This is a genomic window from Levilactobacillus cerevisiae, assembly GCF_003946245.1.
Classification (GTDB): domain Bacteria; phylum Bacillota; class Bacilli; order Lactobacillales; family Lactobacillaceae; genus Levilactobacillus; species Levilactobacillus cerevisiae.
The window spans coordinates 29,204-51,607 of sequence record NZ_RHNN01000022.1 but is presented as its reverse complement, the minus strand read 5'-3'; the positions used below and the strand labels follow the sequence as shown (position 1 = coordinate 51,607).

The 22,404-nt window shown below is 52.3% G+C and carries 22 protein-coding genes; 13 read left to right on the top strand and 9 right to left on the bottom strand.

The features are described from left to right. The first annotated feature begins 120 nt into the window (after positions 1-120). The 6 genes from citC (at position 121) to citG (ending at position 5,627) form a co-directional block, all read left to right on the top strand. Entirely contained in the window at positions 121-1,191 is a 1,071-nt protein-coding gene (citC, locus tag EKM99_RS10970; RefSeq protein WP_125583476.1) for a [citrate (pro-3S)-lyase] ligase, read from the top strand. Beyond that, positions 1,181-1,474 (top strand): citrate lyase acyl carrier protein, encoded by a 294-nt coding sequence (citD, locus tag EKM99_RS10965; RefSeq protein WP_125583463.1) that lies wholly within the window; start codon positions 1,181-1,183, stop codon positions 1,472-1,474. The genes citC and citD overlap by 11 nt, the downstream gene beginning before the upstream one ends. After that, positions 1,474-2,388: a citrate (pro-3S)-lyase subunit beta gene (citE, locus tag EKM99_RS10960; protein WP_125583462.1), complete on the top strand. Its 915-nt coding sequence runs from the start codon at positions 1,474-1,476 to the stop codon at positions 2,386-2,388. Before citD ends, citE begins: the two co-directional genes overlap by 1 nt. Then, positions 2,378-3,916, top strand: coding sequence for a citrate lyase subunit alpha (gene citF, locus EKM99_RS10955; RefSeq protein ID WP_125583461.1), 1,539 nt, complete (start codon positions 2,378-2,380; stop codon positions 3,914-3,916). The genes citE and citF overlap by 11 nt, the downstream gene beginning before the upstream one ends. Positions 3,917-4,201: 285 nt before the next feature. Further along, positions 4,202-4,771, top strand: coding sequence for a citrate lyase holo-[acyl-carrier protein] synthase (gene citX / locus EKM99_RS10950; protein WP_125583460.1), 570 nt, complete (start codon positions 4,202-4,204; stop codon positions 4,769-4,771). Further along, positions 4,761-5,627, top strand: coding sequence for a triphosphoribosyl-dephospho-CoA synthase CitG (gene citG / locus EKM99_RS10945; protein ID WP_125583475.1), 867 nt, complete (start codon positions 4,761-4,763; stop codon positions 5,625-5,627). Before citX ends, citG begins: the two co-directional genes overlap by 11 nt. 586 nt (positions 5,628-6,213) lie before the next feature. Here citG and EKM99_RS10940 read toward each other — a convergent pair. Together EKM99_RS10940 and EKM99_RS10935 are read right to left on the bottom strand one after the other, a co-directional pair. After that, complete coding sequence (locus tag EKM99_RS10940; RefSeq protein WP_125583459.1) at positions 6,214-6,765, bottom strand: ferritin-like domain-containing protein; 552 nt, start codon at positions 6,763-6,765, stop codon at positions 6,214-6,216. A gap of 35 nt (positions 6,766-6,800) precedes the next feature. Beyond that, positions 6,801-7,028, bottom strand: coding sequence for a heavy-metal-associated domain-containing protein (locus EKM99_RS10935; RefSeq protein WP_125583458.1), 228 nt, complete (start codon positions 7,026-7,028; stop codon positions 6,801-6,803). Between the two features lie 268 nt (positions 7,029-7,296). Between EKM99_RS10935 and EKM99_RS10930 the strand changes: the two genes are divergently transcribed. Further along, positions 7,297-8,463: an MDR family MFS transporter gene (locus tag EKM99_RS10930; protein WP_125583457.1), complete on the top strand. Its 1,167-nt coding sequence runs from the start codon at positions 7,297-7,299 to the stop codon at positions 8,461-8,463. A gap of 40 nt (positions 8,464-8,503) precedes the next feature. Here EKM99_RS10930 and EKM99_RS10925 read toward each other — a convergent pair whose 3' ends face one another. Both EKM99_RS10925 and EKM99_RS10920 read right to left on the bottom strand, forming a co-directional pair. Further along, on the bottom strand, positions 8,504-8,926 hold the full coding sequence (locus tag EKM99_RS10925; protein ID WP_125583456.1) for a helix-turn-helix domain-containing protein: 423 nt from the start codon (positions 8,924-8,926) through the stop codon (positions 8,504-8,506). A 12-nt stretch (positions 8,927-8,938) separates the two neighbouring features. Then, positions 8,939-9,298 (bottom strand): hypothetical protein, encoded by a 360-nt coding sequence (locus tag EKM99_RS10920; RefSeq protein ID WP_225419840.1) that lies wholly within the window; start codon positions 9,296-9,298, stop codon positions 8,939-8,941. A gap of 259 nt (positions 9,299-9,557) precedes the next feature. On the opposite strand from EKM99_RS10920, the gene EKM99_RS10915 reads away from it, so the two are divergent. Then, positions 9,558-10,658 (top strand): AAA family ATPase, encoded by a 1,101-nt coding sequence (locus EKM99_RS10915; RefSeq protein WP_125583455.1) that lies wholly within the window; start codon positions 9,558-9,560, stop codon positions 10,656-10,658. A 57-nt stretch (positions 10,659-10,715) separates the two neighbouring features. Here the strand turns inward: EKM99_RS10915 and EKM99_RS10910 are convergent, their stop codons facing one another. Next, entirely contained in the window at positions 10,716-11,474 is a 759-nt protein-coding gene (locus tag EKM99_RS10910; RefSeq protein WP_404819781.1) for an NADPH-dependent oxidoreductase, read from the bottom strand. Then, on the bottom strand, positions 11,471-11,941 hold the full coding sequence (gene nrdI / locus EKM99_RS10905) for a class Ib ribonucleoside-diphosphate reductase assembly flavoprotein NrdI (protein WP_125583454.1): 471 nt from the start codon (positions 11,939-11,941) through the stop codon (positions 11,471-11,473). Before nrdI ends, EKM99_RS10910 begins: the two co-directional genes overlap by 4 nt. Before the next feature lie 578 nt (positions 11,942-12,519). On the opposite strand from nrdI, the gene EKM99_RS10900 reads away from it, so the two are divergent. Beyond that, positions 12,520-14,037 carry an ABC-F family ATP-binding cassette domain-containing protein gene (locus EKM99_RS10900; RefSeq protein ID WP_125583453.1) on the top strand — a complete coding sequence of 506 codons (1,518 nt, stop codon included), beginning with the start codon at positions 12,520-12,522 and terminating at the stop codon, positions 14,035-14,037. A 132-nt stretch (positions 14,038-14,169) separates the two neighbouring features. Then, a complete protein-coding gene (locus EKM99_RS10895; protein ID WP_125583452.1) occupies positions 14,170-15,603 on the top strand; it encodes a DHA2 family efflux MFS transporter permease subunit in 1,434 nt (477 codons plus the stop codon). Between the two features lie 193 nt (positions 15,604-15,796). Here EKM99_RS10895 and EKM99_RS10890 read toward each other — a convergent pair whose 3' ends face one another. Further along, a complete protein-coding gene (locus EKM99_RS10890) occupies positions 15,797-16,726 on the bottom strand; it encodes an AEC family transporter (protein WP_125583451.1) in 930 nt (309 codons plus the stop codon). Positions 16,727-17,354: 628 nt separating this feature from the next. Between EKM99_RS10890 and EKM99_RS10885 the strand changes: the two genes are divergently transcribed. Both EKM99_RS10885 and EKM99_RS10875 read left to right on the top strand, forming a co-directional pair. Further along, positions 17,355-17,552 carry a hypothetical protein gene (locus EKM99_RS10885; protein ID WP_125583450.1) on the top strand — a complete coding sequence of 66 codons (198 nt, stop codon included), beginning with the start codon at positions 17,355-17,357 and terminating at the stop codon, positions 17,550-17,552. A gap of 406 nt (positions 17,553-17,958) precedes the next feature. Next, entirely contained in the window at positions 17,959-18,732 is a 774-nt protein-coding gene (locus tag EKM99_RS10875; protein WP_125583448.1) for an SDR family NAD(P)-dependent oxidoreductase, read from the top strand. Between the two features lie 125 nt (positions 18,733-18,857). Here the strand turns inward: EKM99_RS10875 and EKM99_RS10870 are convergent, their stop codons facing one another. Further along, positions 18,858-19,856 (bottom strand): LacI family DNA-binding transcriptional regulator, encoded by a 999-nt coding sequence (locus tag EKM99_RS10870; protein ID WP_125583447.1) that lies wholly within the window; start codon positions 19,854-19,856, stop codon positions 18,858-18,860. A 110-nt stretch (positions 19,857-19,966) separates the two neighbouring features. Continuing rightward, positions 19,967-21,373, bottom strand: a complete 1,407-nt coding sequence (locus EKM99_RS10865; RefSeq protein ID WP_125583446.1) for a hemolysin family protein — start codon at positions 21,371-21,373, stop codon at positions 19,967-19,969. A gap of 560 nt (positions 21,374-21,933) precedes the next feature. On the opposite strand from EKM99_RS10865, the gene EKM99_RS10860 reads away from it, so the two are divergent. After that, entirely contained in the window at positions 21,934-22,296 is a 363-nt protein-coding gene (locus EKM99_RS10860) for a hypothetical protein (protein ID WP_125583445.1), read from the top strand. Positions 22,297-22,404: the final 108 nt, after the last annotated feature.

Sequence of the window (22,404 nt, the reverse complement as noted above, 5' to 3'; positions counted from 1 at the left end):
TGGGTAATCGTCTTTTGCTGGTCATCACCTACCTTTAACTAGTATGATGGTCGCAGACAAGACGAATTATCATAATCCTGACAACAATTTCAAATCAAGAGGAAACGGGGGTGATTGCTCATCGAACAGGCAGTGCAAACGTTGAACCTAAATGATCCAGCCATTTTCAAGGAGTGGCAAGCATTTCTCGAGTCGCTTGGCATTACCAATTTTCAAGCCAACGAGCTCCAGCAAATCGACACGACCTTGGGGATGTACAATGAACGCGGTAGCTTAATTGCGACCGGGTCCGTGGCTGGCAACGTCCTGAAGTACGTCGGCGTGTGCAACAAGTTTTCCACGCAGGGCAGTCACTTCAATTCAATCGTGTCAGCGTTGATGAATCTGCTGGCACAACGGGGGGTCTTTCACCTCTTCGTGTTCACCAAGGTCAAGTACGCCACTAGTTTTCAACACGTGGGCTTTCACGAGCTGGCGCGGACCGATTTAGGCGTCATCCTCGAGACGGGGGACACGGGTATCACCGATTACGTCCGCCGCGTTGCCCAAGTGGCGACCGACCAGGACTTGACGCCCGCTAGCAAAGTGGGGGCCATCGTGATGAACGCCAATCCGTTTACCCTGGGCCACCGCTACTTGGTTGAACAGGCGGCACGTGAAAATGAGCTGGTCTACGTCTTCGTGGTCAACGACGATGTGTCGCTATTTACCACGGCTGAACGGCTGGCGTTAGTTAAGGCCGGCACCACAGACCTGACCAACGTGGTCGTCGTCAGCGGGGATCAGTACATGGTCAGCTACGTCACGTTCCCCGCGTACTTCTTGCCCACACAAGACGACGCGATTCGTTACCAGACGACGCTGGACGCCCGTTTGTTCCGTGATCAGATTGCGTCAGCCCTACACATCACCACGCGTTACCTGGGTAGTGAGCCGTTCTCGCGGACCACGGGTATCTACAACCAGGTCCTCCAAACGGAGCTCCCACCGGCCGTAACCGTTAAAGTTATCGACCGCCAGACTAGTGGCGACAATGTGATCACCGCCACGCAGGTTCGCCGGGCACTCGCGGCTGACGACCTAGCCACCGTTCGTGACTGGGTCCCCGCAACCACTTATCAATTTATGCAGCAGCACTTAACGACGTTACAAGCTAGAATTCAGGAAGGAATGAACATTAATGGAAATTAAAAAGACTGCGATTGCCGGAACATTGGAATCCTCCGACATTCAGTTAATGATTTCTCAAGCCGACAGCGGCATCGCTATCGACTTACAATCAGACGTAAAAAAGGTTTTTGGCGATCAAATCGAGGCCGTCATTACGACCACGCTAAACGAAATGGGTGTCACGGCCGCTAAGGTCAAGGCAGTCGACAAGGGTGCTTTGGACTGTGTCATCAAGGCGCGGACCATCGCCGCAGTGCAACGCGCTGCTGAGACGACCGCCACACCAGCATGGGAGGTACTCTAATGGCTGAGAATGAAGAACGTTTACGCCGGACAATGATGTTCGTTCCTGGGAACAACCCAGCAATGGTTAAGGACGCTGGTATCTACGGTGCTGACTCCATCATGTTTGACTTGGAAGATTCAGTCTCCTTACCTGAAAAGGACGCCGCTCGTTTGCTGGTTTACGAAGCCTTACAGACGCAAGACTACGGTACGGCTGAAATGGTCGTGCGGGTCAACGGCCAGGATACGCCATTTTACGATAACGACGTGAAGGCCATGGTCAAGGCCGGTATCGATGTTATTCGGTTGCCCAAGGCCGAATCACCAGAAATGGTGGAAAAGCTGGACGCCGACATCGCCGCTGCTGAAAAAGAATTCGGCCGTGAAGCCGGTTCAACGCACCTGATGGCCGCTATCGAAAGCGCCAAGGGCGTCTTGCGGGCAGCCGACATTGCCGCTGCTTCCGACCGCATGATTGGGATTGCCTTATCCGCTGAAGATTACACGACGGACATGAAGACTCACCGTTACCCCGATGGTCGTGAGCTTGAATTTGCCCGGAACATGGTGCTGCATGCCGCTCGGGCCGCTGGTGTGGCTGCCTTCGATACGGTCTTCACCAACATGGACGACACGGAAGGCTTCTACCGCGAAACGGAATACATTCACCAACTTGGTTTCGACGGCAAGTCCTTAGTCAACCCTCGCCAGATTCCAATGGTCAACAAGGTCTACGAACCAACCGAAGCAGAAATTAAGAACGCCCGGAACGTGATCAACGCCATTCAGGAAGCTAAGTTAAAGGGCTCCGGTGTGATCTCCATGAACGGCCAAATGGTCGACCGGCCAGTCGTTCTTCGGGCACAACGGGTCATGAAGTTAGCCAAAGCATCCAACTTAGTTGATGAGGAGGGCAATTATCTTGAAAAGTAAAGTAAATCGCGAGTTACCAGATGAGTTAATGCAAAAGCTTGATTACAAGCCATTTGAAACGACTGAAATCGGCCATCCCGAAATTCAACGGGTAGCGCCTAAGGTTCACGTTTCAACTGGGGACGACAAGATTGTCGACTCCATCAAGCAAGTCGTTGCGGACACTGTTAAAGACGGCATGACCATTTCTTTTCACCACCATTTTCGGAACGGGGACTTTGTCTTCAACCAAGTGATGCGGGTCATCATTGACGCCGGCATTAAGAACTTGACGTTGGCACCATCCTCATTGACTGGTGTGATGAACGACATGGTCATCGAAGCCATCAAGGCCGGGACCATCACCAACATCACCAGTTCGGGGATGCGGGGCTCCCTCGGGGACTTCGTTTCTCATGGTGGTTTAGAGAATCCTGTCATCTTCCGTTCACACGGTAACCGGGCCCGGGCCATCGAACACGGCGACATCAAGATCGACGTGGCCTTCTTAGGTGTGCCAAGTGCCGACCGGTTAGGAAACGCTAACGGGATGGAAGGTAACGCGGTCTTCGGTTCATTGGGTTACGCGTTGATGGACGCCCAATACGCTGACCAAGTTGTCTTACTGACCGACAACATCGTCGACTACCCGAACACGCCAGCTTCAATCAAGCAAACGCAAGTCGACTACGTGGTTAAGGTCGACAAGGTCGGGGACCCCGACAAGATCGGTTCCGGTGCCACTCGTTTCACCAAGGACCCGAAGGAATTAAAGATTGCGTCCATGGTGAACGATGTCATCACCCACTCCCCATACTTCAAGGATGGGTTCTCATTCCAAACCGGTTCCGGTGGTGCCGCATTGGCCGTTACCCGTTACCTGCGTCAAGCCATGATCGATAACCAGATCACTGCCTCATTTGCCTTGGGTGGCATTACCAAGCCAACGACCGACCTGTTAAACGAAGGCCTGGTCAAGAAGGTAATGGACGTCCAAGACTTTGACAAGGGCGCCGCAGATTCCATGCACACCAACGGCAACCAACAGGAAATCGATGCGTCCTGGTACGCCGATCCCGACAACAAGGGTGCCATGGTTGACCAGCTGGACGTCGTTATCCTCAGTGCCTTGGAAATTGACACCAAGTTTAACGTCAACGTCATGACCGGTTCCGATGGGGTCATCCGGGGGGCCATTGGGGGTCACCAGGATGCCGCTACCGGTAAGTTAACCATTATTTCCGCACCGTTAGTTCGGGGCCGGATCGCAACCGTTGTGCCAGACGTGACGACCGTGGTCACCCCCGGCGACTCCGTGGATGTCTTGGTTACTGAATTTGGGATTGCCATCAACCCGAAGCGGACCGACTTAATCGCTGTTTTGAGCAACATTCCTGGTCTGCCCGTCTACAAGATTGAAGACCTGCAGAAGATGGCTGAAAAGCGCGTTGGTACGCCAAAGCCATTGGCATTCACCGACCGGACCGTTGCCCTGATCGAATACCGCGACGGTACCATCATTGATACAGTTAAGGAAGTTAAAGACTAGCTCTGAATGAGAGTGGGACAAAAGGCGGTTAGCTGGTGAGCATTAAGGCTGATAGCCGGATAATCCCGGGTTTGGATTATTTGGCTATTAGTTTTAAGCGGAGCCAGTTGCCTTTTGTCGCACGTTTCAGCAATATAGTTGTGGAGATACAATGTGAGTCTGGGGTTTTGTCCCAGACTCGTCAGGCGAATAGATTTACCAGATAAATGAGAATAGCCATTGCGGCTGGCTACGTGGCTAGCTACAATGGCTATTGTTGTCAAAGATAACGAGGAGGCGTTTGTGATGACGACATCTATTTTTGAAACGGGTACGCCGGTGGATATCGCTGAGGTACTGGCAAATAAGGATCGGCGGGCGGCCTTTCAACGGGAAACGCTACGGGCCGATGCCAGCCAGACACTGTTGGCCATCAAACTGAATATTCCTGGACCAATAAAAAATAATGCCGCCATTACCCAACTCTTTAATCGCGGTGTACGGGAGTTGCGGGCGGCCTTAACGGCTAATGAAATTTCCGTGGAACAACTGGCTAGTTGGGGCACCGTTGCCGGTAACGAACTGTTTTTACGGACGACCACGGCTGCGGCGATTGTGAAAAAAATGGCCGCGACATTTGAGGATACGACCGACCTGGGCCGTATCTTTGACGTCGATGTGCTGGACGGAACGGGCCACTCCTGGTCCCGAACCGAATTGGGCGCAGAGTCGCGGCGCTGTTTCATTTGCAATCGACCAGCGAAGGAATGTGCGCGGTCCCGCCGCCACAGTGTCGCTGAGCTCCAGGCCTATATTGATGGGCTGTATCAGCAGACTTTTGACCCAGAGGAGGGAATGACTCGTGATGACCACTAAACCAACTGAAACGTTAGCGATGGATGCGTTGCGGGCAATGCTCTATGAGGTGTCCGTCACGCCCAAGCCAGGGCTAGTGGATCCTGCGTCACAGGGACCGCACCCGGACATGACAGTGTTTACCTTCATTGACAGCGCATTGAGTCTCCACCCCTACTTCACGCAGTGCGTGGGGGCTGGGGCGGCGTTTGCCGGCAGTGATTTGACCGAGTTGTTTCGGCAGATTCGACCACTCGGTGTGACCGCGGAACACGCGATGCGCGCGGCGACTAACGCCGTGAATACGCATAAGGGCGCGATTTTCTCGCTCGGAATTTTAGTCACGGCCAGTGCGTATGCCGCGAAAAATGAATTGGACCTGCGAGAAACGGTGAAGGCCATGCTTAAAGGGCTGACGACCCACGACTTTGACGGGTTAGCCGATAAGTCTACCGATCAACTGACGGCTGGCGAGAAGCTGTACCTGCGTGACGGCATTACCGGGATTCGCGGGGAGGCCGAGGCCGGCTATCCCACGGTCTTTGACATGGCGCTACCGGCGTTACGTCAGAGCACGGGAACGCTCAATCAGCGGCTATTAGATACGCTGCTGACCATCGTCGCCAACTCTACGGATACCAACCTGGTCAAACGGGCGGGGAGCGCAGACATCGTTCCGTGGGCTCACCAGCAGGCACAAGATTACCTTGCGCTTGGCGGCAGTAAGACCACGGCCGGCTGGGCGAAGTTGGTAGAGCTGAACCAAGTGTTTGAACGTGACAATTTAAGCCTCGGTGGGTCTGCGGACCTGCTGATCTTAACCGTCTTTCTGGGCCTACGCGAAGGGGTTATTGAGAACGACAGCTTTAACCTTTAAGGAGTGTTTCCGGCTGACGGTTTGGGTGAAGTTGTTGTTTTGAATTGTTTATCGAGAAACTAGGAATCCTTTAGCCATCCGTTTGGCTTTGAGGGTTGCTAGTTTTTTTGCTCTGAGACCAATAAAAAACGGGCATGCCAGCACCTCGCAGTGTGTCCTAGCATGCCCGTTTTTCTCGCAGGGTGAAACTTTAGTTGTAAGTGAATTTGGTACTGGTTTTTGGGGGCTTGGCTTAGGGTTTGGCTTAGTTCGAGATTTTCGTTTCAAATGACCTTGTGTTAGATCGTTTGATTTGTTCTCGCCAGTAAATCCCAATCCTGGCAGCCTCCGAAACGTGCTCCACGAGCCAGCTCCTTCCGCTTAACCCGGCTAAGAAAATATCCCAAACCCGGGGATACGTGTTTCAAATGACTTTGTGTTAGGTCATTTGACTAGCTCTCGCCAGTAGATCCCGGTCCTGGCAGCCTCCGAAACGTGCTCCACAGGGCAGGTTCCTGCGCTTAACCCCGGTTCAGCAATGACCCAAACCCGGGGTCATCACTGAACCGATGTTAATGCTCAGAACCTAACCGCCCTGTTCCGCACTCTAATCTTCATCCTCCTCATCCAACCCCTCCCGAGCGTCATTGCCCAGAACGGCTTGTAGTTCGCGGATGATGTGGTTGTTGGTGCCGCGCAATTCCGTTAAGAAGCTGGTCAAGGCTGGGCGTTCTTCCTTTTCTGCCAGTTTGATTGCCCGGTCGATGAAGAGGTTGTGGGTGTCCGCGTCGTGGACCAGCTCACTGACTTGGTCTTCGGCACTGAGGTACTTCTTGTCGCCACCCTCTTGCAACATGTTGTAGTCGTGGTATTCCTTGGTGGTCGTGGAAACCGTCTCGCCTTCATCCAACAGGAGCTCACCTAAGGCATCGAACTGCTGCCGGTAAATAGCAGTGTAGCCCGTCAACAGTTGCCGCACGCTTAACGCCAACGGACCCTTCACGGACCAGCGAACTTGGTGGAATTTCACAATCGAGATGTGCAGGTTGGCCAAAATGTGGTTGGTCATGGCCCCCGCCGTTGGGACGTGGTGGTCGTGATCGGTCTGTGCTTGTTCTGCGGCGTAACGGTCTTCGATACTCATAGTTGTAGTGGTCATTAGATGAACTTCCTTTCAAATTTAGGGGTGAGGGGTTAAAGAGCTTTAACTTTGCTGCTTTGAACGGTATAGCCGAGGTCGGTTACCGTGTCGGCGAGGCTTTCGGCGGTGACGGTACTGTCGTCGAATTCGGCTTTAATCTTGCTGGCGTTGAAGAGGACCTTGACGTTTTCCACGCCATCGCGTTTGCTCAGCGCGCCTTCAATCTTGGTCATGCAAGAGGGGCAGGTCAGTGCGTCTAATTTCATGGTTACTTTACTCATAATGAAAACCTCCTAGTAATTTCGTGTGGTTATTAACTTTCATGTCGGCTGGTTGCTTGCCTTGATTACATGACTTAGTATACGGGCGGCCAGGCGGAAAGAACTTGACTCAAATCAAGTTGGCATAATTCTTTTTATATTTAACGGGAAAAATGAGCAACTTGCTCATAAAACAGCGGTTTAATCCCCTTTTCAGTGGGTAGGAGTTTCGGAAAAATTTTAAGTGTGCGACAATGAAGGTAGATTGAAATTAAGTGAGGGACGTTAAATGTGGAAAACCAAACGAGAAGTGAGTATGGCAGGCATCGTGTCGGCGACCCTACTCCTTAACGCCGCGGCTGCGTGTATGTGGCCATTAACGACGGTCTACATGCATGATCAGCTGCATCAAACGCTGACGCTGGCCGGGATTGCGCTGTTGGGGATGTCGCTGTGTATGATTTTAGGAAATTGGCTCGGGGGCTGGCTCTTCGATCATTGGTCACCGTTTTACTCGGCCATCGTGGGGACACTGTGTTCCTTTATCCCGATGGCGCTGCTGATTTTCTTCCATGGCTGGCCGATCTTCGGCGTCATGCTGCTGTTGATTGGGTTGGGCGATGGGATCGTGATGACGGTCGTCAATTCATTTGCGGCGACGGTGAAGACGGTTGAGAGTCGGCGCGTCTTCAATTACCTCTATATCGGCATGAACTTAGGGGTGGTTGTCGGCACGCTGATGGTCGGCCTGCTGATGAAACATGGTGTCACGCTGGTTTTCTCTGTGGCGGCCTTGAGTTATTTGACATTGTTACTGATCTTTATTTTTGACTTCAGAGCGAAGATTGAAAAGAAGGCGTACACTCACGCCAAGGGACCGGCCAAGCCTGCACAGTTAAAGCTTATTTGGCTGATCAGCGCGCTGGTTTTTGCCCTCTATATGAGTTATTCCTTATGGGAAAGTGTGATTTCGGTGCACATGACCGGGCTGGGGATCTCGTTTGAGAAATACAGTCTGTTGTGGACGCTGAACGGCTTGATGATTGTCTTTGGCCAACCGATTGTGAACCGGCTAGCGGCTGATTTTAAATTGAGTTCGCAGATCTGGGTGGGGTCGTTGATCTTCATCCTGTCGTTTCTCCTGTTGGTCTTCGCCAAGAGTTACGCGATGTTCGTGGTGACCATGATCATCCTGACGCTAGGCGAAATGACCGGTTTCCCGGGGATCCCCGCGTGGATCGATGGCCTGGCCGGCGATAATGACAAAGGGAAGTTCCAGGGAATTTACAACATGGCGATTTCCTTTGGTCGAGCTGTGGGGCCGCTGTACGGTGGGATGATTATTGAGTACGGCAGTTACCACTCCTTGTTCTGGTCGGTGACGGCGATTATGCTGCTGGCGTTGGGGGCAGTTATGCTCGCCAACCACCGGCACCAGACGAAGCTTTCGGAGTAGTGTTTACGAAAAGGGCTGAGATTAGTTTCTCAGCCCTTTGTTATGCGCGTTTTTTGAGGTGTGGGGTGGGTGAAAAGCGGTCGCCCTGCGCCCAACGGAACAGGTTATCTTGGTATTTAGTCTGGAGCCGTTCCCCGTTCTCAATTTGGGACACGGTCGAAACGCCTAGGCCCAAGGCTGCGGCAAATGCCCGCACGGTTAAATTTAGCCGCTGGCGAACGTGAATAATTTCTGGTGGTGTTAAAAAATGCTGACGTTCACGATACGCTTGAAAGTCGCGGCGGACATTTTCCATGGGATCATTGAAGTCCCCCCACAGCTCACCGTCAGGGCCTTCCCAGTAGTGATGGCGGACGGACAAATCGGTCAGTTCTTTTACTGTGCAGGTCTCTTCTAGCCACTTTTCAGTGTAAATTTCTGTGCGTTCGGTTTCTGGATTGAAAAATGCTTGCTGATTTGGCATGGGAAGTCCTCCTTAATTTTTGGTATATGGAAAAATAAGTTTGTGTTCAGCCAAGTGAATAGATATCCACATAACGATCCCATTAGGTTTATCCTGAAATTTAAGGTAGCATTCGTAACCTTGAATAACTATTCCAAAAACCCAAATATCACCTGGGAAGGGTGGCTCATGATTGTCGCTTTCGGGACCTGAAATATAATTGTACCAAGTGAGCTGCTGGTTAATAATGTCAAAAACAAGTGAATGTTTGATCCCTAGTCGTGACAGCATCAGGAGATTTTTACGGCGTGGACTTAAACGCCATTGTGATCGACGTTGCTTGATTCTCTTTAGAACAGAATTAATCGTATCTGGGTCACAATTTTTAACCACTAGGCCAACTCCTAAAACTGATTTGAAATTCACATGAAGTATAGCATAAATGTATCTCAGGAAAAACAAAAGTGCTTGTCTTTTTTGAAAGAATTCGCGTGGCGGTAAATTAAAATCCTTGTGATAGCGCTGTTTTTAAGCCTAAAGTCATTTTTGAAAGGATTATTGAAAACGTAATAGCGAATTTGCCAATTCTAAGTGAAAATCGTTGTGAAATTTTTCAAGTAGGGTAACCTGTTAGAAAAAGGGAGGTCTCGCCATGCTTATTGATTTCACGTTACAAAATTTTCGGTCGTATAAGGAAGCCGCTACGCTCTCACTTGCTGATTTGAAATGGGTGGCCCTGTGTGGGGTCAACGGTGCTGGAAAAAGCGCCATTATTGCCGGACTAACGCTGTTTCAACAACTGGTTGTCGCCCCCACGGAAGAAATTACGGACCCGTTGCCGTTTGACCCATTTCGGTTCGACACGACCAGCCACCTGGTGCCCACGCGGTTTGCCGTCACGCTGGAGCGGGGTGGCAGCCAGTACCGCTATGCGCTGAGCTACGACGCCACGCGCATTTTGAGTGAGGAGTTGGCGGTCCTTTTGCCCGGCGGCCAGTCCCAGCGGCTGTTCTCGCGGCAAAATGGCGGCATCGTCCAGGTCCCAGCCGGACAACGGCTAGCGGCGGCTCACACCAGGCCCAACGCGCTATTCTTAAATACCCTACAGGCAGCAAACTACCAGCCGGCAATCGCCGTCTTTACCTGGTTTGCGGAAGACCTGGTCGTGCTAAATGATCGGCCACGCACGGACCTAATTTTAAACGAGTGGGTTGTGCCCCAGCTGACGCAGTTCCTGCACGCCGTCGGAAGTGAAGTGGCCGGCGTGAGGCAGCGGCAGATGGCGGTCCAGTTCCTGGATGGGTCCAACTTTACCCGGCCGGACCTGGCGTTACTCTATGAAAAATACGACGAGGAAGGCGAAATCGAGGACGTGGTTGAACTACCGCTGCGGCAAGCGTCGACTGGTACGCAACAGTTGGTCGCGGCCGGCCTAGCCTTCATTACCGCGCAAATTGCCAGGAACCCGCAAACGGTGCTCGCCGACGAATTTGCCAGCGCCGTGCGTCCCGAAGTCGCGACGGCCTTACTAGCGCTGGTGGCGACCGACGTGAACCACAGTCAGCTACTCTTTTCGACGGCTCACGAGACCTTATTGGAGAGTCAAACGGTACCAGAACAACGGTGCGTGGCCGAGAAGAACTATCGGGGAGAAAGTACCCTGCACCAATTCCAACAGGCGGATCAGCCGGCCTTATTCACCCAGCCAGTGGTCGACGGCGAAACGTTGCGAACCGCCTTTTTGACGGATTGAGTCGCGGTTCACACAAAAAGCGGGCGCACTAAATTTCCGTGACCCGCTTCCGCTAAGTTAGTGCATATCATCTAACGAAAATCCCTGTTGGATCAACGCTACCAGGATTTCTTCCCGTTGCTTCGGGTCCCGGCTCATTTCCCGAATGGTGTGGTGGGTAAAGGTTTCGTCCCGCCGGTTTCCCCCACGCTCGTGATAGTAGGCGGTAATCAGTTGATTGTACGCCGTTAAAATGGGGTCGTTGGCCATCAGCGGTTGATACTCGTTGTTAAAATGAATCAATTCTTGGGGTAAGCGCGGCTTTTGTTCGGGTTGTTCCGCCGGATGGCCGACCGCTAAGCCCAAGACGGGGAAGGTCAATTCTGGCAAATTGAAAAGCGAAATGACCCGTAGCGTATCGTTCAAAATGCTGCCCATCACGGTACTGCCAAGGCCCAGACTTTCGCCGGCCGTGACCATAGCTTCCGTGGCAATCGCAGCGTCAAAGATTCCCGCCAACAGCTTATCTGTGCTGTGGAGGTTGGTCGTGGTGGTGGCGTTGGGTGGCGTAAGTTGTTCGTTGCGGTACTGATCAGCGACCATGATAAAGTAGTGGCCCGCGCCTTCAAGCCAGCTGTGACCGGTGATTTCTGCCAGCACCGCTAGCTTTTGGGGATCGGTGACGCTGATGATGCTGTACTGCTGGGAGAAGGTGCTGGTGGCCGCGTGTTGGGCAGCGCTGACGAGCGTAGAGACTTCATTCGCCGTCAGTTTTTCACCCGTGAATTTACGAATGCTGCGATGATCCAGTAGCGTGGTTAAGGTTGGATTAATCAAGCTGGGGTCACTTCCTTTGCACGGGCGACCAGTGCGTCATAGACCCGGGTCTCATCACGTGGGACGCCGCGGAGTTCGTAGTTGGCTACGAAGGGGGCGTTGAAGGTCGCCGCATAACGTTTCGCCGTCAGACAGTACTGCTCGTTGAAGTTCCGGTTACCGCTGCCGACGACGCCAATCAGCTGGCGGGCATTGTTGTTGTAGGCGATGTACTCGCCCATGACGTTGGTCATCAATTCCTTGACGCCATTATCAATGCCGTTGCCGCCGTTCAGATAGGTGGGCACAAAACAAAAGTAGGGGCGCGTCTCGTCCACAAAGTCACTGACCTCGCTGATTTCGGTGGCTTCAATGGTCGGGAGGCTGGCGTTAGCTGCGTGTTGTTGCTCGGCGTAAGCGGTCAGGTTTTCCACGAAATTGCGAGTGTTGCCCTCAATAGAAATGAATAAAATACGTAAAGGTTGCATAAAGTTCCCTCCGATTTCGACTAGACTAGTTACTCCTAGTGTACGCGGATTTGACGTGAAATGCTGTGAAATTTTAGCGCGGTTTGCGGTGGTTATCTTTGCCAAATTGGTTGCACAACGCGCCGTTAAGCAGTTAGGACTTTCAATTTTAAGTGACGGGTAAAAAAATCGTCCCCCTTGTCAAAAAATAAACGATGTGCTATTCTGTTGATAATCTAAGAAAGAACGAGGTATTCAGCCGATGCGCAACTAATCAATCCACCAATGTTAGTCAGCTTCACCCTTCTCAAGGGGTGGAGTGGGCCTGCAAGTGGGATTGATGGTGCACCGACTGAGTTGCCAAACGCAACCAGTGGGCGCCATTTCCGGAAGGGAAATGCGACCACTTTTTTCGTACCCTCAATCCCTGTTTTCTAAAAGGGAGGACAACCTTTTGACTAAAAAATCAAAGAAACAATTAAAAGCGCTGGTGCGAGAATCTCATAAGCGAGACCAAGGCCAGGCACACGTTGACGACACCACGCCGGTCAAAGACCAGGCGTCGGCCGAGAAGCAAGCAGCAAAAGGGGGACGACTTTTTGACACAAATTACGTTAAACAATATAACCAAAATAATCGCGGGCGAAACACTCTTCGTCGGCGGACACTTAACCGCCCAGGCCGGTGATCGGGTCGGCATCATTGGCGCCAACGGCACGGGCAAGAGTACGCTGGCCCACATCATTGCGGGCACGGACACCGATTTTTCCGGGCAACGCACCGTGACGGACGACGTGGTCTTAGTACCGCAGATTGCCCCCACGGCGGGACGTTCCGGCGGTCAAAGTATGCTCGACCGGATTCGCCAAGCGCTCGCGCAACGGCCAGCCATTTTAATTTTGGATGAACCGTCCGCCAATCTGGACGATGAGCATCAGCGGTGGTTAAGCCAGCAGCTACAGCACTTTAACGGCCTTCTCCTGATTATTTCGCATGACCGGGAACTGTTGACGGCGGTCGCCACCCAGATTTGGTCGCTGGAAGACCGGGCCTACACCCAGTACAACGGTGGTTTTGCCAAGTTTGAAACCTACCGTGACCAGCGGCGGGAGAACGAGATGAGTCAGTATCAAAATGAGCAGAGTGAGCGCCGGAAACTCAAGTTGGCCGTGCAGGCGCGCCACGAAAAGGCGGACCGAATTCGTAAGGGCAGTCGCGGCATGAGTGAGGGCGAACGCGCCAACTCGCGGTCCGTGCGCGAGCAGAATGCCGGGAAGATGGAACGTGGTGCCCGGGCGTTACGGGACCGCGCCGAACGACAGACGACCACGAACAAGCCGCACGAAACGGCCGCTTTGAAGCTGGTCGCAACGGACTTACCGCCAGTGACTGGCAAACGGCTGATTGCGGTGGAAGACCTGCATCTGACGCGGGGCAAGCACGATTTACTGGCACACGCCCGCTTTAGCATTACGCCGGGTGAGCGGGTCGCTCTGGCTGGCCCCAACGGGAGTGGCAAGTCGACCTTGATTGAAGCCATTTTAGCCCACGCCCCCCAGACGCGTCTGGCGCCGAGTGCGCGGGTCGGCTACTTCCATCAGGACATGACCGAGTTGCCTGGGGACCAAACAGTTTGGCAGGTCATGGCGGCCGTCACAGCCTTAGATGGCAACCGGACGCGACAGGTCATGGGCGCCTTTGGCTTAACGGCGGTGTTTTACGACCGGCTGGTGGGGGACCTGAGTGGTGGCGAGCAGGTGAAGTTACAGCTGTTGGCCATTCTGGTGAGTGCCAGCAACCTGTTGATCCTGGACGAACCGACTAACTACTTGGACTTGCCGGCCTTGCGTGCCTTAGAGGACTACTTGGTCGGTTACCCGGGGACGGTCTTATTCGTTGCCCACGACCAGGAATTCCAGCAAAAGGTGGCGACGCGGACCCTCGTGTTGGCGGACCACCACTTGACGGATCCGGCACAAACGGCTCAGGGCGTGCCCGCTACGGATTTGCCGCGGCTGCAATTTGAGTACGATCAGGCCATGATGGCACCGGAGTTGGATACCCAGCGGTTGAAAGAACTCCGCGACCAGATTGCGGCGGTAAAAGCCGCTAAGTAGGGCCGCAGTTGGCCAAATAACGGCCGCAAAATCGGTTAATTTCAACTTTTTCCAAGTTTACTATTACGAAGACGCGTTTTTTCTGCTACAGTAATCCATTGTGAACATTTATGAAAGTGAGTGTGAAAACAAATGGATTCAGCACAAAGTAGCCAGCCAGAAATGGCAAAGAAAGCGCGTGTGGACGTGGCGCACCCGATGCTTGCCATGATGGGAATGCTCATCGGCGGGTTTGTCGGTATGTTTTCAGAAACGTCCTTGAACATTGCTTTGCCCCAATTGATGGCGCAGTTAAACGTGTCCACGGCCACGATTCAGTGGTTGGTGACCGGATATATGTTAATGGTCGGCGTGGTTTTACCGCTGTCCAGTATTATTACGAAATGGTTTACGACACGGCAGGTCATCCTGTTTGCCCTGGTTGATTTCGCGGTCGGCGCCGTCATTTCCGCCTCCGCACCGGGCTTTGGGATGTTGTTGTTTGGCCGGATGATTCAAGGAATCGCGACCGGCCTAATTCTGCCACTGATGTTTACGGTGGCCATGCAGATCTTCCCGCCGTATAAGCTCGGAGCGGCCATGGGGATGGTCGGACTCGTGATTATGTTTGCGCCAGCCGTCGGTCCAACCCTCGCCGGCATCGTCTTGGGCGTTGCGTCCTGGCGGTGGATCTTCTGGCTGTTCGTGCCGTTCTTGATCATCGCCTTCATCTTCGCGGTGACGTCCCTGAAAAATATCGCCGAAGTCACGCGGCCCAAGGTGGATTTCCTCTCCATCATCCTGTCCACGTTAGGCTTCGGGAGCCTAGTGTTGGGCGTTAGCCTGGCCAGCGACCGGGGCTGGGGTTCCGGCGTGGTCATTGCCGCGTTGGTTCTCGGCGTCTTAATCCTGGCCTGGTATACGCACCGCCAGTTGACGGTGGCCAAGCCCGTCTTAAATTTACGCGCGTTTGCCATCCCCGGGTTCCGCATCGGGGCCGTCCTGGTAATGATCAACTTTGGGATTATCCTGTCGGCGATGTACCTCTTGCCGATGTATATTCAAAAGGGATTGCTGGTGCCCGTGGCGTTGACCGGGATCATCATGTTTCCCGGTGGGGTGATGAACGCCATCGTTTCCGCGGTTTCCGGTCGCTTGTACGACCACGTCGGCGCGCAAATGCCAGCGCGAATCGGCTTTATCATTTCGATGGTCGGGGCGTTAATGTTGGCCCTGACCTCGACGCATTCCGCCATTTGGTATATTATCCTGGCCCACGTGATCTTGATGATTGGGGCGCCGCTCGCGATGTCACCATCACAAACGCATGGGTTAAACGCCTTGACCGGGCCAATCGCCGCTGACGGCAGTGCCATCATGAACACGCTGCAACAGATTGTCGGGGCCATTTCCACGGCGATTGCGACGAGTCTGCTCGGTATCGGCCAGGCCGCTTATCTAACCAACGGCACGACCAATGCCGCCGGGGCCTTCGTGAATGGCGCCCACTACGGGTTCTACTTCACGTTTATCCTGGCGTTGGCCGGCTTCTTGTTGGCGCTGCGGTTACCGAAGCCTGAACGTTAAAAATGTATGCAAAAATGAGCCTGGGACAAAATCCCAGACTCATTTTTTATCGCCAAGTCTATATTGCCGAAACGTGGAACAAAAGGCAGCTGGCTCCGCTTAAAACTGATAGCCAAACAATCCAAGCCCAGGATTATTCGGCTATCAGCCTTAATGCTCACCAGCTAACCGGCTTCTGTCCCACTCTCATTTTTTAAATAAAGTTGCTTAAGGCAAACACCAAAGGAATCGTGGCCATGCACAGAATCGTCGAGAGACTCATCAACGTGACTGCCGGGTTCGTGTCGCCGTGGTCCTTGAGCGTGAACAACACAACGTTGCCGGCAACCGGGCAGGCCGCCATCAAGACGGTAGTGTAGAGCGGAATGCCACTGACGCCGAACGCCTTTAAAATTAAGATGTTGATAACAGGAAATAATAAATTTCGTAAGAGGAGCGGCCACAACAGGCGTTGGTCCAGCGTGCGGCGGTTGAGTTTGACGGCGGCCAAGCTATTGCCAATCACAATCATCGACAGCGGCGTGTTGATCGAGCTGACGTAGGTGATGGTTTGGTTGAGCAGGCTCGGCAGGTGGACGCCACTGACAAAGATGGCCAGGCCGACCACAATCGCGACAATGTTAGGGTTCAGTAGGATTTGGCGCCAGTTGATGTGGTGGTCGCCTGGGCGTTTGGGCGTAAACAGGGCAATCCCGTGTGTCCAGCAAAAGAGGTTGAACCCAGCCAAAGAGGCGACCGCGAAGAAGACACCGGTGCTGCCAAAGAGCGCGCTGGCCAGGGGAACGCCCATGAAGCCGGCGTTGGAGTACACCGAGCCAAAGCGCATGATCCGCTGGAGGTTGGCGTCGGCCACGCGTTTAAAGACCAGGTTGGTGGTGACGACCATGATGGCGTACGTCAGGAGGATGCCCAGCATGACGATGGCGAGGGCCTGCAGGCGGCTGGTCGAGAAGCGCTGTTCAAAGGCGTTGACAATCAGGCAGGGGGACACGATGTAGAGCAAGATGTTGGTGAGGTCGGTCGCCGTTTGGCCGTGCATGAAGCCCAGCTTGTTGGTCAACAGGCCGACTGCCATCAGGATGAACATGAGGATGATTTGATTCGATAGCTGCGCAATATCCACGCGGGTTAGCTTCCTTTCAAAATTCGTTTTGCTTGTTTTAACGGCTAAATTGGTGGTCGCAGTGCTGCGGGCTGGTGAAAATAGACCGGAACGCTGTGGGCGGACGCCCGAAGCCAAAGGGCGGTCTTCGGTCTTCGCTTTGAACCTCTGTGGGGCGAGTTTCAAAGCGACCAATTTCCTAAGCGGCGAAGGGCTCGCCACTTAGGAAATTCCCACGGCTGAGTCTATTTTCACCAGCCCTTCGCTGATACGGCGTTGGCCCGTGGATGGTGGGAATTTTGACTGGTGGCTAATCCCTCTGTAGCGAGTCCGTATGTAGTTGTCAATGGAGGAATTGATGTAGTCCGCGAATGGTAAGCCAGACGGTTAAAAGTCAAACTGTTTTCTCTTCGAAGCTACGTTGCCGAAACGTGGGACAAAAGGCAGCTGGCTCCGCTTAAAACTGATAGCCGAACAATCCAAAACCAGGATTATTCGGCTATCAGCCTTAATGCTCGCCAGCTAACCGCCTTTTGTCCCACTCTCCAGTCTGCCGCTATCTCGCGGACGTGTCAATGATTGCTAGTTAATCCCCTGACCATTAGTGATAGAATAGAACTTAGTAGTAAGTTGGGAAGGCGGGATTGGTTTGACGTTTAATAAAGAATTTTATCGTTCTTCAAATTTTTGGGGTGGCATCGTCGCCTTGGTTTTGAGTGGCTGGGGCTTTTCGCCGTTGACCGGGTCCAGTGTGTTTGAGTGGATTATCTCGGGCGTTTTGGTCATTGTTGGGGTTTACGAACTGTCACGGGGCATGTTTCTGACGACCGGGCATCGGCAAAAATAGGGGGAACTCATGCAATTTAATCGACGTTTTGTCCATTCACTGGATTTCTGGAGTGGACTCTTAATTATGTTTTTAATGATTTGGAATATTCTACCTTTTCGGCTGACCAGCGTTTTTTGGTGGGCGTGCTTCCTGTTGTTCTGGGGCGGCGTGTTCTACTTGGTTAAGGGCCTCGTACGGTCTAAATAGGGTGAAGTGAGGACGTACATAAAATTAATAATGGTGCATTAACCCGTGAGCGGTCTGGCTTACGGGTTTTATTTTGCGTGGTGACCGGTTTGACAGGTAGTAAAAGTGTGGGTATACTCTTGGGTGTATCGATACACCACTTTTAAAAATGCAAATGTAATCGCTGCCAGTCAACGGCCGACTAGCGATGCTGAGCCTAACTAAGGAGTTTAAAATAATGACAAAATTTAACGCAAACAGTTTTTCACTAAAAGGTAAGGTCGCTCTGATTACCGGCGGCGCCCATGGTTTGGGGAAGTACTACTCGTTGGCACTGTCCCTATATGGAGCTGATATTTTCGTTGTCAGCAATTCGACAGATGGCTGGGACGACCTTAAGCAGGCGGTGACGGCCAATGGCCAGCAGGTGGAATTCTGCCAGCAGGACATTACCGAGACCGGCTGTGCGGACAAACTGGTTGCGGCGGCAGTGAAGCGCTTTGGTCACCTCGACATCTTGATCAACAATGCTGGCATGCAGCTGCGCAATGACGTTTTGGCCTTTAAGGATGCGGACTGGGAGAAGGTCATTGACCTGAATTTGAACGCGCTGTATTTTCTATCCCACGCGGCGGCTAAGGAAATGGCCAAGCAAAAATCCGGCAAGATCATCAACATTGGGTCGATGCAATCCTACCGGGCTGGTAAATTCATCTTCCCGTACACCGCCAGCAAGCACGCGGTGATGGGCTTGACCAAGGCGTACGCGGACGCGCTGTCGCCCTACAACATTCAGGTCAACGGCATCGCGCCGGGCTACATCAGCACGGACATGACCAAGCCGCTGCAGGAAGATCCCGTGCGTGGGCCAGAAATTAAGGACCACATTCCGTCCGGCGAGTGGGGCGTTCCCGACCAGTTGATGGGGCCGATGGTCTTCTTGGCCAGCGCGGCGTCGGATTACGTGACCGGCGTGATGTTGCCAGTGGATGGCGGGTATTTGTTGCGGTAATTGCCGGCTTACCGTACGCCTACATGGATCACGGCAACAACTAAGTGCTCCTACCTATTCAACTTTCGCTGAAAAAGAATAAAAACGGTTTAGCGCGCGTAAAGCAGGCTAAACCGTTTTGTCATCTAAATAGAAGGTTTGGAAATCGTTTCGACCGGAATATAGGTGGCCGTACTAATCGGTGTGCGCTGAATCTGTTGCAGGAGCTTCTCGGCCGCCACCTGACCCATGAGTTCCGGTTGTTGGTGCAGCAAGAAGATGCCATCGTTCACGTACTGCGACCAGCTCCAGTCGTCAAAGCTGACGAGGCCAAAGTCATAGGGAATAACGATTTTATCTGACTTGATAATCGCCAACAGGTCAAAGAGAACGGGCCCCATCAAAGAAATCACGGCGGTTTTTTCCGGATGCTCTTCTATTTGCTGGACGAGATGTTCTTCAAGCCACTCGCGACTTTGGTGGGCGGTTTCCAGATTGAAAAATTGTTGGCCAGACTGCTCGGCGCCCGCAGAAAAGCCGGCAATTCGTTTGGACTGACCAGACACTTCAGCCAGCGTCCGGCTGACCGTAATCACGCGCTGATAGCCTTTTTGGGCGAGCTCTAACGCTAAATGGTAACTGGCATCGAAGTTGCTCGACACCACCTTGGCCACGGTATCCGGCTGGTCCAACGTTTCCCGGTCGACCAGGACCATGGGCAATTGCGCTGTCAAAATGGATTCGTAGGGCGCAAACGACTTGGCATTAGGTTGGAGAATGAGTCCGTCCACCTGTTGGGTGAAGAGCCGCGTCAATTCGGCCTGTTCGGTTTCCAGTGAGTTGTTGGAGTTCATGAGCAACACGTCATAACCGGCCGGTTGGAGCACGTCGTAGATGCCCTTGAACAATAGGGAAGAGAAGACGTTAGCGATATCGCCTACAACGACACCAATCATGTGGCTGTGTTCCTGGCGCATCTTGCGGGCCGAGGCCTTCGGTGCGTAGTTGAGGTCACTGATGGTTTGCTGGACGCGCTGTTTGGTCGCATCACTCATTTTTTTAAAATTGCCGTTGATGTAGCGCGAAACCGTCGTGACTGACACGCCAGCGGCCTTGGCGACATCAGCGATTGTAATATTTTTCATGTCGGCACTCCTTTGACTCGAATACCTGTAGTTTAGCATAAACGCCATCGCCGTTACCACTAAACGAAAAAAGCCAGCGCACAAATTTCTCGAGTGCTGGCTTTATCACGTTACTTATCTTTCTTGTCGTGTTTATCGTGTTTGTCCTTTTTCTTACTGTCGTCATCATCGTCATCCGTCGTGGTGATCTGTTTCTGTGGCGGGTTGACCGTGACTTCCAGCCAGTTGATAAAGGAGTTTTCGTAATCCAGAATCTTCAAGTCGAAGTTCTTCAATTGGATGACGTCGTTGACCTTGACGTCCGGGTAATTATCGATGATAAACCCAGCCATCGTGACCGTATCGGAGGCCTCAAAGCCTTTGATGTCGGTGTTGAAGTAGCGCTCAAAGTCGTAAGTCGTCATCTTCCCGTTGACCTGGTACGTGCCATTGGGTTGCTTGAAGATGTACTGATCGTTGGCGTCGTCGATTTCATCACGGACGGTTCCGAACAGTTCTTCATAAATATCCTTATCCGTAATGATCCCAGACGTCCCACCGTATTCGTCAACGACGACCACGATTGGGGTCCGCTTCTTGATCATTTGCTGGAGCACTTGGGTAATCGGCGTCGTTTCTGGTGTCGTGGAAATATCTCGAATTAATTTATCAATCCGCACGTGAGAATCCACCTGCTGCTGACGAATCAAGTCGTAATTGTACACGTAACCCAGAATCTTGTCCTTATCGCCGTCGGCCACCACCGGCAACCGGCTAAAGCGTTCTTGCAGGTAAACGTTCAGGGCTTCCTTGACGTTGGCCGTGATGTCGATGACGATCAGTTGGGTCCGGTCGATCATGATATCCTTGGCAACCTTATCATTCAGCTCAAACGCCCGTTGCATATAAATCAAATCATTCTTTTCCAGCTCACCACCGGCAACGGCGCTTCTGGAAAGGTTTAAAATTTCAGCTTGAGAGAAAACTTCGTCACTTTCGTTGGCCACTTTCAGGCCCATCAATTTAACCACGCCGGTCGCACTGCTATTGAGCAGCCAAACGAACGGGTAGAAGAGGACGTGGCAGTAATGCAGCGGCGTGACCACTAACATTAAGACCTTCATTGGCATATCGATGGAAATGTTTTTGGGCACGATTTCCGTGAAGACCACTTCGAGGTAAGTCAACACGAGCACACCAACGATCACTGCAATGGTGTGGGCCGTGGCGTTGTTCAGGTGGGCGGGCGCGATCCCGCCGAGCAGGAGGTCAACGAAGAACGTTTCCCCAATCCACCCTAAGATGATTCCGGCGAGGGAAACCCCCACTTGAGTCGTCGATAAATATTCATTTAAATTGGTGACCATTTTCATGGCCCGATTCAGCTTGGCCGAGGGCTTGTCTCTTTCGGCAATTTTTTCCTCCAGGGCACTAGGCCGGGTTTGGACCAAAGCAAACTCGCAGGCAACAAAGAAAGCTGCAAAAAAGAAGGTAATTAAAATAATAATTAGATTTACAACTATCTGACCGCTATCCACACATCATTCCTCATTTCATATATTTCTATCTCTTCATTATAGCGCGTCTCACCGCCTTTTCACAGGGGGTGAATTGAAGCAAATTTTACCCTTTCTGGCGGCCCGACGCAACCGAACACGACAAAATTATTGCGATTTCCACCAAATTTGCGTGGCAGCGGGATTTAACCGGACGGTGACGCCGGGGTACTGGTTGCTCAGTGGCGGGGGAATTGGTCAGTGACCGACGGAAAAGCTTGTTCTGACGCGAATTTTAAATGAAGGCCCAGGCAAATTAGACTTGCGAACGAAGTTACTGGTGGGGTGGCTAATTCTATAGTAGAAAACGTCTTCGTTTACGATGACTATGACCGCAATCAGTCGGCGCGGCAAACAACTGCGACCGCGAATTCGGGGACATCGGTTTCACTCAGTCTAACCCCCACCGAACAGTTTTGGCCAAAAGTGACCTTACCGGCGGACCATTTGACCAGATAACTAACGCAAGTGGCATGGAATACTTAACGTTTGCCCCAAAAAGGACTAGACTGAAGTCAGAAACATCAAAGGAGATTTTGATTATGGCAGATACACCAAAGAAAGATGCAAAGAAACCGACCGTAGTAATTCCTAAAGAAGACGTGGAAAAAGCGGCTAAGCTGGTTCTTGATCCGGGGTATGTGACGAAGAAAGATTTACCAAAGATGGCAGGTTTAGAATGGGCAACCGCTTTATCTGATGCTGTTATGAAGCATTTCTTAGAAGACGATGAAGACCACGATCCTTACGTCTATTTCGAACAATTTGATTTTGATGGCGGCGACATTGACTCCATCATCTTCAACATGGATATCGTCAAGACCCGTGACGCCGGCTTACAAAAGTTGGCTGAAGTCTTGGACGAAAAGATCGTCAACCATGAGGTTCAACAAGAAACTTACTAATATCTTACGGGAGAGCAACTGGCATGCGCTGGCTGCTCTTTTTTTGTTGGGCTGAGGCGTTTTGCTGAGCTGAAGCAGAGACGAGAAAATTAGCAGAAATAATATGGG